This window comes from Streptococcus tangpeifui, assembly GCF_011038795.1.
Taxonomy (GTDB): domain Bacteria; phylum Bacillota; class Bacilli; order Lactobacillales; family Streptococcaceae; genus Streptococcus; species Streptococcus tangpeifui.
In genome coordinates, this window is the sequence record NZ_JAAKDU010000003.1 from 206,835 (window position 1) to 224,165 (window position 17,331).

Annotated in this window: 14 protein-coding genes; 7 read left to right on the forward strand and 7 right to left on the reverse strand. The window is 42.0% G+C overall.

What is annotated here, in order from left to right:
• Window positions 1-345: 345 nt before the first annotated feature.
• The 7 genes from trmFO to queF all read left to right on the forward strand — a co-directional run bounded on the left by trmFO (window position 346) and on the right by queF (window position 6,334).
• Entirely contained in the window at window positions 346-1,677 is a 1,332-nt protein-coding gene (trmFO, locus tag G7Y32_RS04160) for a methylenetetrahydrofolate--tRNA-(uracil(54)-C(5))-methyltransferase (FADH(2)-oxidizing) TrmFO (RefSeq protein WP_165211028.1), read from the forward strand.
• A 153-nt stretch (window positions 1,678-1,830) separates the two neighbouring features.
• Window positions 1,831-2,964: an AI-2E family transporter gene (locus G7Y32_RS04165; RefSeq protein ID WP_165211031.1), complete on the forward strand. Its 1,134-nt coding sequence runs from the start codon at window positions 1,831-1,833 to the stop codon at window positions 2,962-2,964.
• Window positions 2,965-3,030: 66 nt separating this feature from the next.
• Complete coding sequence (locus G7Y32_RS04170; RefSeq protein ID WP_165211034.1) at window positions 3,031-3,633, forward strand: hypothetical protein; 603 nt, start codon at window positions 3,031-3,033, stop codon at window positions 3,631-3,633.
• Window positions 3,634-3,914: 281 nt separating this feature from the next.
• A complete protein-coding gene (gene queC, locus G7Y32_RS04175) occupies window positions 3,915-4,568 on the forward strand; it encodes a 7-cyano-7-deazaguanine synthase QueC (protein ID WP_165211037.1) in 654 nt (217 codons plus the stop codon).
• Window positions 4,568-5,014, forward strand: a complete 447-nt coding sequence (gene queD / locus G7Y32_RS04180) for a 6-carboxytetrahydropterin synthase QueD (RefSeq protein WP_165211040.1) — start codon at window positions 4,568-4,570, stop codon at window positions 5,012-5,014. The genes queC and queD overlap by 1 nt, the downstream gene beginning before the upstream one ends.
• Before the next feature lie 2 nt (window positions 5,015-5,016).
• Window positions 5,017-5,733 (forward strand): 7-carboxy-7-deazaguanine synthase QueE, encoded by a 717-nt coding sequence (gene queE, locus G7Y32_RS04185; RefSeq protein ID WP_165211043.1) that lies wholly within the window; start codon window positions 5,017-5,019, stop codon window positions 5,731-5,733.
• A 106-nt stretch (window positions 5,734-5,839) separates the two neighbouring features.
• A complete protein-coding gene (gene queF / locus G7Y32_RS04190) occupies window positions 5,840-6,334 on the forward strand; it encodes a preQ(1) synthase (protein ID WP_165211045.1) in 495 nt (164 codons plus the stop codon).
• Between the two features lie 117 nt (window positions 6,335-6,451).
• On the opposite strand, the gene G7Y32_RS04195 is transcribed toward queF, so the two are convergent.
• The 7 genes from G7Y32_RS04195 to G7Y32_RS04225 form a co-directional block, all read right to left on the reverse strand.
• Window positions 6,452-7,843 (reverse strand): cation:dicarboxylate symporter family transporter, encoded by a 1,392-nt coding sequence (locus G7Y32_RS04195; protein ID WP_165211048.1) that lies wholly within the window; start codon window positions 7,841-7,843, stop codon window positions 6,452-6,454.
• 295 nt (window positions 7,844-8,138) lie between these two features.
• Window positions 8,139-9,209 carry a tyrosine recombinase XerS gene (gene xerS, locus G7Y32_RS04200; protein WP_165211051.1) on the reverse strand — a complete coding sequence of 357 codons (1,071 nt, stop codon included), beginning with the start codon at window positions 9,207-9,209 and terminating at the stop codon, window positions 8,139-8,141.
• Between the two features lie 205 nt (window positions 9,210-9,414).
• The gene (locus G7Y32_RS04205) at window positions 9,415-10,137 is read right to left on the reverse strand and encodes an ABC transporter ATP-binding protein (protein WP_165211054.1); all 723 of its coding nucleotides are present in this window, start codon (window positions 10,135-10,137) and stop codon (window positions 9,415-9,417) included.
• A 31-nt stretch (window positions 10,138-10,168) separates the two neighbouring features.
• Entirely contained in the window at window positions 10,169-12,520 is a 2,352-nt protein-coding gene (locus tag G7Y32_RS04210) for an ABC transporter permease (protein ID WP_165211057.1), read from the reverse strand.
• A gap of 11 nt (window positions 12,521-12,531) precedes the next feature.
• On the reverse strand, window positions 12,532-13,785 hold the full coding sequence (locus G7Y32_RS04215; protein WP_165211060.1) for an MFS transporter: 1,254 nt from the start codon (window positions 13,783-13,785) through the stop codon (window positions 12,532-12,534).
• 99 nt (window positions 13,786-13,884) lie between these two features.
• Window positions 13,885-14,475, reverse strand: coding sequence for a TetR/AcrR family transcriptional regulator (locus G7Y32_RS04220; protein ID WP_165211063.1), 591 nt, complete (start codon window positions 14,473-14,475; stop codon window positions 13,885-13,887).
• 228 nt (window positions 14,476-14,703) lie between these two features.
• Window positions 14,704-17,325: an ABC transporter permease gene (locus G7Y32_RS04225; RefSeq protein ID WP_165211066.1), complete on the reverse strand. Its 2,622-nt coding sequence runs from the start codon at window positions 17,323-17,325 to the stop codon at window positions 14,704-14,706.
• Window positions 17,326-17,331 lie beyond the last annotated feature (6 nt).

Sequence of the window (17,331 nt, forward strand, 5' to 3'; positions counted from 1 at the left end):
TGTTTAACTACCATGCAAGTGACAGCTCCAACAGTTTGGGAAACTGTTGGAGGAATTCCATGAACGTCAGTTCATGTCAATAGTAATCAACTATGCGGAGGTGGGAGTGAAACGGTCTGGGAGACCGTTTCAGGTCGAACACCTAAAAATACGAGAGTGGAGAGAAATCGAAATCGTAATGTCATTACGATTTACCGATTTTTGTCCCCACTCTTTTTTTAAGTTACTCTTTGATAGAGTTGAGTTTAGTGAGCTGACTCGCTTAAATAAGCTTTTTTTGATATACTTAAGCTATATTTTTTAGAAAGATTTGAGCTAGGAATCCCTAGCAAAGAGGTATTAGTTTTGTCTCAATCTTACATCAATGTTATCGGAGCGGGCTTGGCAGGTTCAGAAGCAGCTTATCAAATTGCCAAATGTGGCATCCCTGTTAAATTATATGAAATGCGTGGTGTTAAGCCAACACCCCAGCATAAGACAAGCAATTTTGCTGAGCTGGTTTGTTCTAATTCCTTCCGTGGAGATAGCTTGACCAATGCGGTCGGCCTGCTCAAAGAAGAAATGCGCCGCTTGGATTCCATTATTATGCGTAATGGCGAAGCCCACCGTGTACCAGCTGGAGGCGCTATGGCAGTGGACCGCGAGGGCTATGCAGAAAGTGTTACTGCTGAACTGGAAAATCATCCTCTGATTGAAGTCATTCGTGGAGAAATCACAGATATTCCTGATGATGCGATCACCGTAGTTGCAACAGGTCCTTTGACCTCAGATGCACTGGCTGAGAAAATCCATGCCTTCAATGGTGGAGAAGGCTTTTATTTCTATGATGCAGCAGCCCCAATTGTTGATATCAGTACAGTTGATATGAGCAAGGTCTATCTCAAGTCTCGCTATGACAAGGGTGAGGCTGCCTATCTCAACTGTCCGATGACCAAGCAAGAGTTCATGGATTTCTATGAGGCTTTGGTCAATGCTGAAGAAGCGCCTCTCAATGAGTTTGAAAAAGAAAAATACTTTGAGGGCTGTATGCCGATTGAGGTTATGGCAAAAAGAGGCATTAAAACCATGCTCTATGGACCGATGAAACCAGTAGGTCTAGAGTATCCAGACGACTATCAGGGACCACGCGATGGTGACTTCAAGACACCTTATGCTGTTGTTCAGCTCCGTCAGGACAATGCAGCGGGCAGTCTCTACAATATCGTTGGTTTCCAGACCCATCTCAAATGGGGTGAACAAAAACGTGTATTCCAGATGATTCCAGGACTGGAAAATGCTGAGTTTGTTCGCTACGGAGTTATGCACCGCAATTCTTACATGGATTCACCTAACTTTTTAACTCAAACCTTCCAGTCCCGCAAAAATCCTAATCTCTTCTTTGCTGGTCAGATGACAGGAGTCGAAGGTTATGTCGAGTCAGCAGCTTCTGGATTAGTGGCTGGGGTCAATGCGGCTCGTCTACTTAGGGGAGAAGAACCTCTGATCTTCCCGGAGACGACGGCTATTGGAAGCCTTCCGCACTATGTGACTCACACCGATAGCAAGCATTTCCAGCCTATGAATGTCAATTTCGGTATCATCAAGGAACTTGATGGACCGCGGATTCGTGATAAGAAGGAGCGTTATGAAGCTATTGCGGAGCGCGCTTTAGAAGATCTATCCAAGTTGTCTCTCTAAGAAAAAAACTTTATTTATTTCAAATCAATTCTATTGTTAACAAGACAAAACAATCACTAGCACAAGAGTTCAGCCTATCGAGGCTGACTTTTTTTACGGCTAGATTATAAGGTCTGCTTGAGCTCACTAACTTTTTGAGCTATAATAAGACCTATGAAATTAACCAAGAGACATTTTGGCTATCTCTTTCTTGTGATAGCATTAATCTATGCCACCATTACTTATTGGTCGCTGGGGCAGAGAATCCTCCTGACGATTTATCGAGCCAGCCTCCCCTTTTTAGCCGGTGCCGGAATGGCCTATATCATCAACATTGTCATGTCAGGCTATGAGCATCTGTTGAAGAAAATTCTGGGCCGTGATATTCCAGGAAAAAGAGCCATCAGTTTAATCCTGTCCTATTTAACGTTTGTCATTGCCATTTTCCTGATTTTCTCAATTGTCTTACCAGATCTCATCACTAGTTTAAAAGCGCTGCTAACAATCGATTTTGAAGGCTTAGGTAAATTTTTCAATCATGTCCAGAAGGATTCCAATGTTCAGCGACTGATGCACTATTTCCATATTGATTTGAATAAAAGTGCTTCAAGCTTGCTAAATAAGTACAATAAACAGATTTCAACAACTGTGATTGGGATTCTTAGCGGTCTCCTGACATCAGCAACGAGTCTAGCTTCAGGCCTCATTTCCCTCTTTATTAGCCTCGTCTTTTCAATCTATGTTTTGGCAGGTAAAGAAAAATTGGGCCGTCAGGGAAACATGCTGGTCCATGCCTATTTGCCCAAGTACGAAGAAAAGTTCCACTATGTCAGACGGATTACCCATGAGAGTTTCCATGGTTTCTTCGTCGGCCAAACTTTAGAAGCTATGATTTTGGGAAGTCTCTGTGCCTTGGGCATGCTAATTTTCAAAATTCCATACGCTGGAACGGTTGGTATTTTAGTCGGTTTTACGGCCCTTATCCCCGTCGTCGGAGCCTATATCGGTCTCTCAATCGGTGCTATCTTGATTATGACCCTATCCATTCCTAAAGCAATCTTCTTTGTTGTTTTCCTTGTTATCCTGCAACAGTTTGAAGGCAACTTGATTTATCCCCGTGTTGTTGGCCATTCAATCGGTCTGCCACCCATGTGGGTTATCTTGGTCATTACCATCGGCGCCTCTCTCTGGGGCATCCTAGGTATGCTGATTGCTGTCCCAACAGCTGCAACAATCTATAAGCTGATTAGAAATCACGTGTATCATAAGCAAGCCAAAGAGGAGCAGAAGGCCAGTCAATCTCTGTAACCCCTTTCCTAATAGGCTTAATCGTGTTATAATGATAGAAGATTTTCTAAGAAAGTTGGACAGATTATGTCAAATCGTACGAAAAATATTTTACAGCGAATACTCGTTATCTTAGCTTTGTTAGTTTCTCTAGCTTTATTTGTTTGGTTGATTATTGAAGCTTGGCATATTCAGGAATTGGCAACCCAGATTGGGGTCCACTTTACCAATAAAACAGGTAAGTTAGCATCGCTTGATAGCCCAGTGCAAAAACTTATCTTTATCTTTGCAATTTGGTTAGTACTACAAATCGTTTTCTTCCTAGGACTTTTGATCCATTTCTTCAAAGCGACAAAGAACAATCAGGAAGAAAGCGGGCGCAGAGTAAATAACAGCTCCAATCATAGACGCCATCGCCATGAAGAAGATGAGGAAGAAGCACCTCGCCATCGGAGTTCGGAACGGGAAGAAAAAGAAGCTAGTCGACCTAGACGTCGTCACGTTTCAACTGAATTGAGACATGAGCATGACGAAGAAGGTGACTCTGGTAAAGATAGTACAGCAGTTGATACTGAATTAGAAGATCTTCCTAGAAGAAGAGGTGACAAGGTTACTGAAACAAGTGACGATGACGACTATCTAGAAGTACCAAAACCAGTCGGACGTCGTTCTCGTAAAGATCGTCGCTAGGAATAAGAAAAAAGTCGGACGAAAGTCTGACTTTTTTACGCATCAACATTGGAATTGCTGGGTAAACTTGTATCAAAATGCTTACCTCATTCAACTCATGCACGAGAGAGTCATAAGAAAAACTTGAATTAAAACTGACAACATGCTAAGATAAAGAAGCATAAATACTGATGTTTGGGAAAAGCCATCACTAAAAAAAACCTAACAAAGCGTTATTTTAGTGGCTTTTACCGTTTGGTAAGGGCTTTTTCTTTTGCAGCCATACACTTGGAGGAAAAAATATGAAACGTAAATCCGCCCTAGTCGTCTTTTCTGGCGGTCAGGATTCCACCACTTGTCTTTTTTGGGCGCTCAAGCACTATGACCATGTTGAAGCCGTAACCTTTGCCTACGGTCAACGTCACAGTCAAGAAGTTGAAGTCGCTAAGGGAATTGCTAAAGACTTAAAAATCAGCCATCACATTCTTGACATGTCTCTTTTGGGCCAGATAACCAATAACGCCTTGACATCTGATATAGAAATCGAAGCCTCAGAAGGAGAAGTCCCTAATACTTTTGTTGATGGCCGCAACCACCTTTTTCTCTCTTTTGCGGCTGTCCTTGCAAAACAAAAGGACATTACCGATATTGTGACGGGCGTCTGCGAAACCGACTTTTCAGGCTACCCTGATTGCCGCGATGCTTTTGTCAAATCCCTTAATGTCACTCTCAATTTAGCCATGGATTATGATTTTGTAATTCAAACACCTTTGATGTGGTTAGATAAGGCAGAAACCTGGGCATTGGCTGATCAGTTAGGCGCTTTTGACTACGTAAAAGACAAAACCCTAACATGCTACAATGGAGTTATGGGGGCCGGCTGCGGAGAGTGTCCTGCCTGCAAACTCCGTCAGCACGGCTTAGATACCTATTTGGCAAGAAGAGGTGAAGACTAATGTTTTTTGCTCCTAAAGAAATCAAGAAGGAAATCCCCAATAAATCTCTAATCTACACCCCGAAAAGAGTACTGGTTTCCAAAGAATTTACCTTCGATGCTGCCCACCATCTCTTTCAGTATGAAGGCAAGTGTAAATCCCTCCACGGTCACACCTACCGTTTACAAATCGCTGTCAGTGGAATGCTAGACGAGCGGGGCATGGTCTATGATTTCGGTGACCTCAAGGCTATCTACAAGGAGCATTTAGAACCTCAACTGGATCACCGCTATCTCAACGAAAGCCTGCCTTATATGAATACGACGGCAGAAAATATGGTCTATTGGATTTATAAGACAGTAGAAACTCACCTCCCTGACCAGCGTGGCCTCCAGATAGAATCCGTTCGGCTCTATGAAACCCCTAGCTCTTATGCTGAGTTTAGAAAGGAATGGGACCTAGCATGAGCATGAGAAAAAAACGCGATCTCAAGCTCCCCATCTTAGAAATTTTTGGCCCAACCTTCCAAGGAGAAGGACGTGCTATTGGCCAAAAGACCATGTTTATTCGGACAGGCGGCTGTGACTACCATTGTGATTGGTGTGATTCTGCCTTTACCTGGGATGGTTCAGAGAAGCCTACCCGTATGACCAGCGACCAAGTCATCGCCGAGCTAGACAAGCTGGGAACCTATGACTATGTCACCCTTTCGGGAGGCAATCCCTGCCTTCAGGCAGCTAATATGGCCGAATTAGTTACTAAGCTCAAAGATCGCGGTGTCACCCTAGCTGTTGAAACTCAAGGATCTCGCTGGCAGGATTGGCTCCTAGATATCGACCAAGTTACCCTTAGTCCCAAACCACCTTCCAGCAAGATGGACGTTAATATGGAAACCTTGGACTTTATTGTGGGAAGGCTGGATCCTGCAAAAGTAACTTACAAAATTCCCATCTTTAACGATGAAGATTTAGCTTTCGCCAAAAAAATCCAAGTCCGCTACCAGCCTGATGTCCTTTATCTATCAGTTGGCAATCCTGAACCCAAGGCCGAGGGAGATATTGTCCGCCATCAATTGGATCGCCTGCACGCTCTTTGGGACAAGGTTGCCAAGGATGATAGTTGGGGAAACGTCCGAGTTCTGCCCCAACTCCACACCTTAGTCTATGACAACCAAAGAGGGGTTTAGAAGCTCTTGGAGTTTGCCTTTCAAACCAGCCTAATAGCTGAGAAGTAGAACGGCCAAGTACCATCATCATTAATTAACAAAATATCAAACAGAAAGAAGCAGCAGCATGACAAAGAAATCCGAAGAAACCAAAGACCTAACTCTGCTGGGCAATCAGCAGATTCCTTATGTTTTTGATTATGACCCAAGTATTCTGGAATCCTTCCAAAATCGTCATCAAGAAAATGACTACTTTATCAAGTTTAACTGCCCAGAGTTCACTTCACTTTGTCCCATTACTGGGCAGCCTGATTTTGCAACTATTTATCTGTCTTACATTCCAGATGAACTCTGTGTAGAGTCTAAATCACTGAAACTCTACCTATTTTCTTATCGCAATCATGGTGACTTCCATGAAAATTGTATCAATACTATTGGTAAAGACTTGATTAATCTCCTCAAACCGCGTTATCTTGAAGTTTGGGGGAAATTCACCCCGCGCGGTGGTATTTCCATTGACCCATATTTTAATTATGGGCGGCCAGATACCAAGTATGAAGAAATGGCGAATTACCGTCTCATGAATCACGATCTGTATCCAGAAACAATTGATAATCGCTAACCAAGATACATAGAAATAGCCAGCTAGAGCAAGGATTCTCTAGCTGGCTATTGATTAATAGGCTTCATTTCTAAGTCAATTAAATGAAAAATCACCTTATTCCTGTGTGGCCGAAAGTTATAAAGCACTGGAGACAGTAATATTAATGTCTCTTAGCAGAGTTTCATTCAGTTGATCTGTACGTTTGGCTGTGATGACACCTGCCAAGATACTGTCATTGACATTTACTAGAGTGCGACCCATATCAACAATTGGATCAATGGCAATCAAAATACCTAAAGTTGCTACCGGTAAGTTTAAGGTTCCAAGAACAATCAAGGTTGTAAACAAAGCTCCGCCGCCGACCCCTGCGACACCAAAGGAAGCAATCACATCGATTAAAATAAGAGTCAGGATAAACTGCCATGAAAAAACATTGATTCCAATAGCTGGTGCGATAATCGTCGCCACCATCGAAGGATAAACACCAGCACAACCATTTTGACCGATGGTTAATCCGAAACTAGCAGCGAAGTTTGCGATGGTCGAGTCAACTCCGAGAGACTCTGTTTGGATTTTAACATTTAAAGGAAGTGTACCTGCACTGGTTCGCGAGCTAAAGGCAAATATTAAAGCAGGCCAAGCTTTTTTGTAATACACAATAGGGTTAACACCATGGACTAGCAATAAAATGGTATGAACCAAGAGTACGACAACTAAAGCGACGTAGACTGCAACGATAAAGATACCTAGCCGTCCAATCGTTTTTATAGAATTAACTGCACTTGCATTTGTAATAAGTGCAAAAATACCATACGGTGTTAGCGAAAGGACTAGCTTAACGATACGATTAATGATCAATTGCAGACTTTTGATGAGTTTAGCAAAAACCTCAGCACTCTCTGGATCTGATTTTCTGACAGCTAGATAGGCGACACCTACAAAAATAGCAAAGATAACAACAGCAATAGTACTTGTTGCACGTGTTTCCGAAAAATCAGCAAAGATATTGCTTGGTAGGAAATTTACAATTTGCTGAGGCAGTGTCAGGCCTGTGAGTTCATCTTGATGTTCCTGAATATTGGCCAAAGCCGCTTTATCAGCAACCCCTGAAAAATTAGCCCCCTGTAACCTAAATGAGATGGTCGAAAGGTAGCCAATCAAAGAGGCAACAGCAGTCGTCCCTAACAAAACAGTTAAGGTTGTTCCCGCAATTTTTTTAATATTTTGCGCGATTTCTAATTGGGTAAAAGCGCTGACGAGAGAGATGAAAACCAAAGGGATAATCAGCATCTTTAGGAGACTGACATAACCATTGCCCACGATACCTAACCAATCGAGTGCTGTTGAAAGGGCCGGATGATCAGAACCTAGACTTAGCTGCAGCAGTAGTCCAAAAATTGTTCCGGCAATCAAGGCAGTGAAAACAAGTGCTGTAAATCCTGTCTTTCTACGATGCAAATAAGCCAAGACGGTTAAAATGATGACACCAAGCCCCACGATCAACCCTGCTAAAGCATTTTCTGTCATAGAGTGACCTCCTTTATAATAATAGGTAAAGTCATTGCTAAACAGCTTTTAACAATGACATAGATGTTTTCAATGAATGAGTAAATTATAGTTCGCCTATCTTATAAATTCAACAGATTCGGTTATTCTAATTTTCAATCTCTGCGATAAAGAATTTCTATCACTGAACACATGCTTAGTTTTCTAGTTAATCAGAAAGACATAAAAACCTCACCCTCTTAGTAAATTATAGGTGAGGTAAATTAGGTGCTTGGTTAAATTCTATTATTTTTACATAATTAATAATACGTAAGTTTTATAGATTATCTAGAGCATTTTTTTGCTCGTCATTGACGATATGGGTGTAAAGGTCGGTAACCTGAGTCGAAGCATGACCGAGTTGGTGACTGACGAGTACTTGGGATTTGGTGGCATCATAGAGGCGGGTTGCTAGCGTGTGACGGAGCTTGTGGGGAGTCACACGAACTTTGAAATCTTCGGAATACTTAGCCACCATCTTTTCGATACTGGAGGCATCGATACGGTTAGGAACCCCGCGATATTCAGAAAGAAAGAGGGCAACATCTTGTTTTTCGGCCTTGTAACGATTTTTTCGGATTCTTAGATAATCCTCTAAATAAGATTTGGCAAAGCCAGCAACATTGACGGAATCTCGCTTACCACCCTTACGAGTGACTTCAATAACCATCATATTGAGGTTGATATCTTTCAGATCAAGATTGACAGCTTCTGACAAACGCACACCAGAAGCCAGCAGCAGGGCGATAATAGCTAGATCACGTTCCTTATTTTTTCGGAAAGATGATTTGGCCCGATTGGAAAGCTTGCCTTCATAATCTTTGTCGACATAATCCAAAAATTCCATGGTTTCATCACCTAAGAAGAGCTTCTGTTTGATATTTTCCGCCCTGGCAGCAAGTGTTTCTTTTTTCTTTTTAGTGGAGACTTTTTTCATAACATTACGGTAGAAATAAGGCTCACCCTGATCATTTTCAACCTCCTCAGTCAGATATTTATAGAGACTGGAGAGGGCCGATAAAGTACGGTTGATAGTGGTCTGTGACACCCCGTTTTTGGTCGAATAGGTATTGAGTGACGGACGTTCGCGCAAGTAAAGGATAAAGGATTCCATATCTTTTTTAGTTAATTTCTCTAGAATCTCTAGCGGAATGTCAGCAAGCTTATCAGTCTGAACAATGTCAGCATCTATCAGCCATTCAAAAAAACGACGGTATTCCTTGAGATATTCATATAAAGTCGTCAGACTGTAAGGAACAGCTAATTTGGATTGATAGTATTCCAGAACATACCATGGCATAAGAGCCTTTAATTCTTCGATTTTTTCTAATAAGCGTTGACGTTTCATAAAGTTCGTTTTCCTTTGTTTTTTAATCGTTTTTATCCAGATAGTAGTATATCACGCCTGTATATGTTTTTCAAGAAAATTACAGTTTTTCGGAAAGAAGTTATAACAAATACTCGAAACGATTAATACCCAAACTTTTCGAGTCATGACTAAAACCAGCCACATAAATTTCTTTTATGTGGCTGGTTTTTATCAAGGACTGGTCTTATATTCCTAATTTTTTCGCTTCGTGTTCAATATTCAGTAGGAAATCTTCTGTTTCCTCCTTTATGATTTCAGAAATGATCTGGCCGTCTTTCATGAACAGGCAGCGTTTTCCATAGGAGGCTACATGGCTGTCATGGGTGATGAGGATGATGGTCCTTCCTTCTTGGTTTAGTTTTTGGAAAATACTCATAACTTCTAGGCTCATTTGGGAATTGAGTGCTCCTGTTGGTTCGTCCGCAAATATGATGTCAGGCTGATTAATAAGCGCCCGACAGATACTGGCACGCTGGAGCTGACCGCCCGATACTTGGCGGATATCCATATCTGCCAAATCTGCTATTGCCATCGTTTCGAGTAAGTCATAGGCATGTTGGTAAATCTCTTTTTTGGCTTCTTTTTTTAGCTGGAGAGCTGGCAAAACGATATTGTCAATAAGGGAGAGATTGCTGAGAAATTGATTTTTCTGAAAAACAAACCCCATGTTTTCTAAACGCAATTGACTTAACTGGTTGTCAGATAACTGGCTGAGTGACTGATTATTAAGGGAAACATCTCCGTGCTCGATTCTGTCTAAACCACTGATTTGGTAAAGAAAGGTCGTTTTTCCGCAGCCTGACGGCCCCATGATGGTCACAAAATCACCTTTATGAACGGTTACATTGATATCGGTTAAAACTTGGTTCTTTCCGAAAAATTTAGATAAATGTTGAATGCTTAACATGGTATGACCTTTTTCCTTTCTGATGATCGAGTTATTCGTTTCTGTAGGCTAAGAATGACTGCTTTTTAACAGGAATGAGTGCCATATAAGTGAGGATGGCAATAATAAGGATTAAGACGCAAAAATAAACGGCGAGTTCGGTCCAGCTCATGGCGACAAATGATAATTGCTGAATACCAGAATTTAACAGACCAAACAGACTGCTAATAAAAGGTTCTCCTAGATACTGTACCAATAATATTCCGCTGAAAGCACCAAGCAAAGAACTGATGGCTAACGGATAAAGTTCCTGTAAATAGACAGAGCTAAAGGATAATCCCAACGTACGCTTAAATATGAATTCTTTGAGATTGCGGTTGACATGTAAACTTAAAAATAAGAAGAGAAGGCTGCCAAAAATCAGCAAACTCACTCCTAAAGTGGTATTTGAAGCCTTTTGCAGCTCTTGAATCATTCCGCCTAGGGTTTGCTGAACAATTCCTTTGGCATCGTTAATGCGGTAGCCTTTCTTACCAAGCTTCGATGTTAATAGTTGCAGTATTTTTTTCTTCTGATGGTGGTTGGTCAGCCGGAGGTAGAAAATGTATTTTTGCGAATGTGCCTGACTGAACTCACTGGGTAATTTCGCTGTTTTTCCACCATTTGTAATATCCTGATAGAGTCCGACGATTTTTGGAGAAATGGATTGCCCATTCACTGTAAGAGTGAGTTTATCTCCTAGACCCTTCCCTAATTCCTCGGCTGCTAAAAGAGACAGAGCAATTTCCTGATTATTTCTAGCTGCATGCCCTTGGGTATAATGCAGTTCTTTTCCTGAATCCTGCCCCATATCTACTGGGAGACTGACTGTATCTCCTTGTGATGAGGCGGCCTGCACTTGTGTTCTTCTGATTTCAGAGAGAGATACAGAGTGGCTCTGTGAAATCTTTTGTAGGGTCTGCCTCGCAGTTTTTGCTCTTGCGTCGACTCCTTCTCCTTCTGTTACTTCCAAAGAAATATCGTATTTGGCGCTTCCCATGTAGGTAATGAATTCTGGCGCATTCATGGTATGAATAAGGCGAGAAGGCAGGAGGATAGTTAGACTTATAAAAAGACAGAGCCAAAACGGAAAAGCATAACCGTTTTTGAGCTTTCTTCTTGTTATTAAGAGGTTGGCAGACAGATGGCGGACAGGAGGAAATTTCCTTTTTTTCCTACGCAAGACAAAGCCATTTCCCTGAACAAGGAGATCCACAACACTTGCTTTTTTAATACGATTCAAAATTATCCAAGAATAGAAAGTGATGACGAAGAAAAGCAAGACTACAATCATAAAACCTAGCATACCATCGACTAATGAGAGACCTGTCTGGCCAAAGGTTTCCCTGATTCTTTGCGTCGTTACAGGTAGAAAAACAAGAGCCAGAGAGTAGCCTATTAAACTACCTAAGCCAGTCGTCAAGACTATCTTTTGCAGATAGAGCTGTTTGATGGTCCTGTTGGGCAGACCAATAGCCTTTAAAAGTCCGATCTCGCCGCTTTCAGCCTCAATCTCTGCCAGTAAGATAAAGCGAAGGCAAATCAGTGTAATAACAAGCAGCAAACCTCCCGCTAGAAAGTAGATGGCTGCAGTGGCCAAATCTGTTAAAGCACTGAGAAAAAAGAGTATGCGATAAGTCAAGGATGGCCCGTTTTGTGGTAAACTTGCTTTCTTATAGGCCGATTGATAGCTGTCTGCTTGACCTGTATCGTTAAAGTAAGTTTCGATGATGACTTCTTTTTGAGAAAGATTTTTTGTTAACTCTGCAAAGTCAGCATCGCTCACTAAAAATCGTGTAGAGGAAGCCAAGGTTGAATTCATCTGTGCATCGTGAGCAACCTCTGTAATAGTAAAGGTTTTGCTAAATGCGCCTTCTTGAATACGAAGCCGATCACCGATTTTCATAGAAAATTGATCCCGCAAAAGTTTTGGAACGGCTACTTCTCCCGATTTTAACGCTATTTTTTCATGCTGTGCATTTAAGAGCAGATCGTAGGTTTTATTCTGTTTGACAAAGCTAATATCCAGCTGTGAATCCGCTAAGGCATCGCGCTTTTTGTTTTGGTGATAAACGGTCAGCTGCTTTCCTTCGACATTTAATAGCTGCACAGTCTGCCAAGCTTTGACACCTGAGTATGATTGATTAAATTGATCAATCTCTTCTTGGTTTAGCTGACCGCGATGCATTTGGATGAAATGAGGCGGCTGGGCTACTTGGTACATGTCAGAAATGCTGGATACCGTCTGTTTTATGAGAAAGAAAACGCTACAAACGATAAAGAGAGACAGGCTAGTCAGACCAATTAACAACAAATTTTTGATAGGATGCCGCTTGAGGTCGCTTTTTAGGAGTTTGTAGAACATGTGACACCTCCTTACTCTACTTTCATTTGCTTGATTGAGCGATTGCTGCCGATCAACAGTGAACTAAGGATCAGGCCAATTCCTGAAATAATCAACATAAGCCCGATTCCCCTGCCTGCTCCGCTTCCAATCAATTGTCCAATAATAGTTCCTGCTAAGGCACCTTGTTTGGCCATCAGGGGTTCAAATAGACGGTCTGCCAGAAAACCTGCACACAGATAGGCAATAATGGTACCGAATTGGGTGATAAAACTAATCATTCCCCAGATTCTGCCCTGTAATTCATTAGGAATGGTTACTCTGACCAGCACATCGGCACAGGTATTGACAAAGGCCAAAGTCATAAAAAAGAGGAAAATTGTGATACCGACCCACCATATATTCATGACAAAACCGCACAATCCAATGAAGAGACCTGCTAGCAATCCAGCCTGGGCTAGAATCGCTGCATGCTGCCGATGAATGCCTTTGACCCCAATCCAGAGACTGCCGACTAAGAGCCCTACTGTGCAAAGGGCTTCCATGATTCCAACAGTTTGCGTATCAGCCATGTTCAGTACCAGAGGTTCGACTAAAATTTGAACTAGTCCGATAAAGAAGCAAACCAAGGTCATCATAGCAATTAAGGATTGCAAACCCTTATAGCTCCGGCTAAGCTTCCAAGTTTCTCCAAACGAAATCCTCTCTTTGTCTTTTTGTTTTGAAATCTTGATTCCTTTTTTAACACAGAAAATCAAGAGGACAGCTACTAGGAAAGATAGGATATCCAGACAAAGAATAAAGCGAATATCAAAGTAGGCTAGAAAGAATCCGGCTAAGGCAGGAGAAATTAAATAACGTGAACTAGCTGCCAGTTGAACCATGCCGCTTGCCTTGGCATACTCATCTTTGGTCAATAAATCGCTCACTGTTGCACGATAGGCTGGCTCAACCAGTGACGAAAAGACAGCACTAATGGTTACACCGATATAGATGGGACTTAAATTGGTTGAGCCGATATTCAAGTTCAGTACGATATAAAGCAAGCCTAGGACTGAGAAGCTGTCACCAATCATCATCAAGGCTCTCCGATCATAGCGATCGGCTAAAAAACCGCCAAATGGAGCTAACAGAACAGTTGGCAAAAATGCCAGTAGGGTTATAAGAGAAACTGCGGTTACACTATTTGTAACCTTCAAAGCGTAAATAGTCATAGCAAAGGCAGACATCCCTCCGCCAATACTGGAAATCAATTCCCCAAACCATAGGGTTAAAAATTTTTTCAATTTTGCTCTCCTTTAAATAATATCTTTATATGTCGACCAACGGTCGGTTGCGGTCAAAAATAAAATTGCAGCAAGGGCAATTTTATCTTAGTGAATAACTCAATTCTCAATACCAAGTTGCTTGAAGAGGAAGAATTGAAAAGCCTCAAGCAATTGCTGCTGCTCCTTCTTATCCAGCTGAAAAATTCCGTCATCAAAGAGTGTTGCTACAGCAGCAAGTACGATTTGCACCAGTTGTTTAGGATAGGGACAGTCAAATTGGCCAGCTTGCACCCCTTCTTCAATAATGCCTGTTAGCAGAGGCGTCACTTCGTGCAGGATAGCTTGTAAGGATTTCTGATGGAGGAGAGCATTTTTGGGTTTGTGCATATCTTCCAGCAGCTTTCCGCCATAGATATCTGTAATATTCATACTTTGGAAAGCCTCTGCCAGCTTGTCCTTTGGATCCTTGTTTGGCTTATTGATAACGGCTGCTACTCTTGATTTTAGAACGGCAGTCGCTTCATCTACAACAGCTTCCAGTACTTCTTCCTTAGATTTAAAATAGTAATAAAATGTCCCCTTGGCAATCCCAACGACCTTCAAAATATCGTTGACACTGGCTTTTTCAAAGCCTTTTTCTTGAAAGAGCTGGGTAGCAGCTGCAAGAATCTCAGCCCGGCGCTCATCGTACCCTTTGACAATTCTCATGCTTCCTCCTTCGTCACCAACCGACCAATGGTCGATTCCTCAAATACAGCATAACATAACCCTTGTATTTCTGTCAAATCTAAATATAGCCTGCTATCAAGAAAATACGTTCTGCAGCCCTATAGGATCGATCAACTAAGGTAGTAATGCGAGTAACTGACCAAAAAATCCCTGCGCAGGCAGAGATTCTTCAGGGAATTGGAATTGTTCTTGTAATATTTTATCTTATCAGTCAACGCTTTTGAGTGCTTCTAACATGTCAACGGCTTTTAGTCTATGGTTAACTAGCCAGCCTAGGGCGCTCAGAATGATGATAATAGCTAGCACTGGAATGAGATAAACCGACCAGGTTAACGAGTAACTAAAGTTGAAATCATCTCCGCCCATCCGACTGATCAAAAGCCTGTGGAGTCCAAAACCACCGGCAAGGCCTACCAGAATACCAATTAGCGACAAGGTGATGGTTTCGCGGTAGATATACATGGTGACTTCTTTGCTGTGAAATCCAAGCACCTTGATAGTTGAGAGTTCACGAATACGTTCGGCAACATTGATAGTGGTGAGATTATAGAGAATCACGAGGGCCAGTAAAATTGAGACGATAATCAAAATCAGCATGACGCTGTTGAGAGAGTCCACTACTTTGTTTAAGGAATTAACCATAGCAATATTCTGTGAGACAGCCTCTACCCCTTTTAAGTCCAGAAAATCCGTCGAAAGTTTTTTAACCTTGCTGTCTGAATCATCTTTGGCCTGTAAGAGATAGGCGTTGGTTGATAGATCAGTTTTAAAGGCTTTTTGGTAGTAATTCTGGGTCATAAAGATAAAATGGCCTGTATAGATCTGAGCAATGCCAGATACTTTCAAAGAGACCTTATGGCCATCCTTATCAATATAGTCAAAGTGATCACCGGCCTTTACCTGATAGAGCTGGGCGAGTTTTTCAGATAGAATAACCCCATCATCTGAAAGTTTGAGTTTTTGACCTTTGGACGAGGATAGATTAATCATGCCAGAAAAATCTTTATCTGGTGTTACCAGACATGTTACAGTTTGAGCCTCTGTAACGTATTTAATGGTCTGTTCACTCTTTTCATAATAAATATTTAACGACTTATCAAAGTCTTTGGAAGCAATAGCCTTCTTGACAGCTGCTTTCTCCTGCGATGAGGCTTGCTTGTTGCGAACGGCAATCATATCATAAGAGAAAATCTGTCCGAACTGCTTGTCGGTCACTCCGGAAATGGACGACTGGATTCCCAATCCAGCAAATAATAAAGCAACTGAGCCAGCCACACCAAAGATGGTCATCAGCATGCGCTGTTTATAACGAAAGATATTGCGTGCGGTTACCTTGTGGGTGAAGCTGAGACGATTCCAAAGAAAAGTCAGTCGCTCCAAAAGAATTTTAGAACCCGCTGCTGGCGGTTTGGGCAGCAAGAGCTGGGCTGGTTTATCGCGCAGTTCACGATAAGCGATCCAGAAAGCCGGCAGAATACTGGAAAGAATCGCTAAGCCAAATGCTAAAAGGATATAAGAGGCATAAGGTAACAATTTCATTTTATCCAATGTCAGATCACCCATGGTGATATTGCCGATATTGACAGGAAGATAATAAGTACCCGCTGTAACCCCTAGGGCGGTCCCAAGTATACCAGCCATAAAGCCATAAATGACAAATTTACGGATAACATCCTGATTCGAATAGCCGAGGGCCTTGAAGAGCCCTGAATTTTGCCGCTCCTCATCAACAAAGCGTGTCATGGTCGTAAAGGTGACCATGGCAGCAACTAGATACAAAACAATGGGGAAAAGATCGGCTACAATGGCAATACTCGTGGCTGTTGCGGCAAAAGCCATATAGCCATCGCCACCTGGAAGTGTAGAACGTGTGTAGCTAGTATAGGCTGGTTTGGTTAAGTTGTCTTTCTCTTTTTGGGCAGCAGCAATTTTTGCTTGCGCCTGACTTATTTGCTTGCTGATCTCTGCTGCTTGCTGAGGTGGTAATTGAGCTTGAGCCCCTGCTTGTGCTAATTGCTCCTTGACCTTAGTTACCTGCGCTTGCTTTTTATCAATTTTTTCTTGAGCATCATCTTTGAGGTCAGCCAAACGCTTGGCACCATTATCCTTTAGCAAGTCATTCAGGTCTTTTTGGTGATCTGCTAATCTTTCCTTATAGGTATTTTGAAAGGGATTAAGTCCAGCGAGATCATTATAACGAATGCGAGCAATACTATAGACATCACTGTCGAAGGCTTCTGGTAAAGTAACAGCATACCCTGATAGGCTGCCATCACCAGCTGTTGAGCTGCCCAAGCTTGTTTTAGAGAGGATCTCTGTTGAGTTGATAAAGCCCGTGATCGTGTAGGTATCATACTTCAATGAGGTTTTATTGCCCCTTTTAAAAGTAATGTGGTCTCCAATTTTATAATCCTTACGGTAAGCCTTGGATAGGGCAATTTCCTTGGTCTTTTTAGGAAACCTTCCTGATGTGAGTTCATAGCGAGAGATATTATTAACGGCATTATCGTAGGAGAAAATGCGGACAGCATCTGTATGATCTTTGATTGTGACATCATCTAGGTAGCCGTACTCTACCTTTGCCTCTTTGATAGCAGACAGTTCCTTTTGGTCGTCCTTACTCAGTCCATAATCGGCCATAACGCTCAGGTCCATCGTGTGATACTTGGATAAGTAGTCACTGGCAGTTGTTTGTATATCAGGTGTGGTCGATTTAAGACCGACCAAGGCAAAGGATCCCAACATCAATAAGAGTACAATCGAAATAAAACGTCCCTTGGATACTGTAATAGCCTTGCGCACATCTTTCCAATAGATTTTTTTAGACATAACTTC

Excerpts from the sequence above, each read along its gene's own strand:
- queF (WP_165211045.1), top strand. The coding sequence starts at position 5,840 with ATGACAAAGAAATCCGAAGAAACCAAAGACCTAACTCTGCTGGGCAAT.
- G7Y32_RS04170 (WP_165211034.1), top strand. The coding sequence starts at position 3,031 with ATGTCAAATCGTACGAAAAATATTTTACAGCGAATACTCGTTATCTTA.
- G7Y32_RS04195 (WP_165211048.1), bottom strand. The coding sequence starts at position 7,843 with ATGACAGAAAATGCTTTAGCAGGGTTGATCGTGGGGCTTGGTGTCATC.
- G7Y32_RS04205 (WP_165211054.1), bottom strand. The coding sequence starts at position 10,137 with ATGTTAAGCATTCAACATTTATCTAAATTTTTCGGAAAGAACCAAGTT.
- queC (WP_165211037.1), top strand. The coding sequence starts at position 3,915 with ATGAAACGTAAATCCGCCCTAGTCGTCTTTTCTGGCGGTCAGGATTCC.
- xerS (WP_165211051.1), bottom strand. The coding sequence starts at position 9,209 with ATGAAACGTCAACGCTTATTAGAAAAAATCGAAGAATTAAAGGCTCTT.
- queE (WP_165211043.1), top strand. The coding sequence starts at position 5,017 with ATGAGAAAAAAACGCGATCTCAAGCTCCCCATCTTAGAAATTTTTGGC.
- G7Y32_RS04225 (WP_165211066.1), bottom strand. The coding sequence starts at position 17,325 with ATGTCTAAAAAAATCTATTGGAAAGATGTGCGCAAGGCTATTACAGTA.
- G7Y32_RS04210 (WP_165211057.1), bottom strand. The coding sequence starts at position 12,520 with ATGTTCTACAAACTCCTAAAAAGCGACCTCAAGCGGCATCCTATCAAA.
- queD (WP_165211040.1), top strand. The coding sequence starts at position 4,568 with ATGTTTTTTGCTCCTAAAGAAATCAAGAAGGAAATCCCCAATAAATCT.
- G7Y32_RS04220 (WP_165211063.1), bottom strand. The coding sequence starts at position 14,475 with ATGAGAATTGTCAAAGGGTACGATGAGCGCCGGGCTGAGATTCTTGCA.
- G7Y32_RS04165 (WP_165211031.1), top strand. The coding sequence starts at position 1,831 with ATGAAATTAACCAAGAGACATTTTGGCTATCTCTTTCTTGTGATAGCA.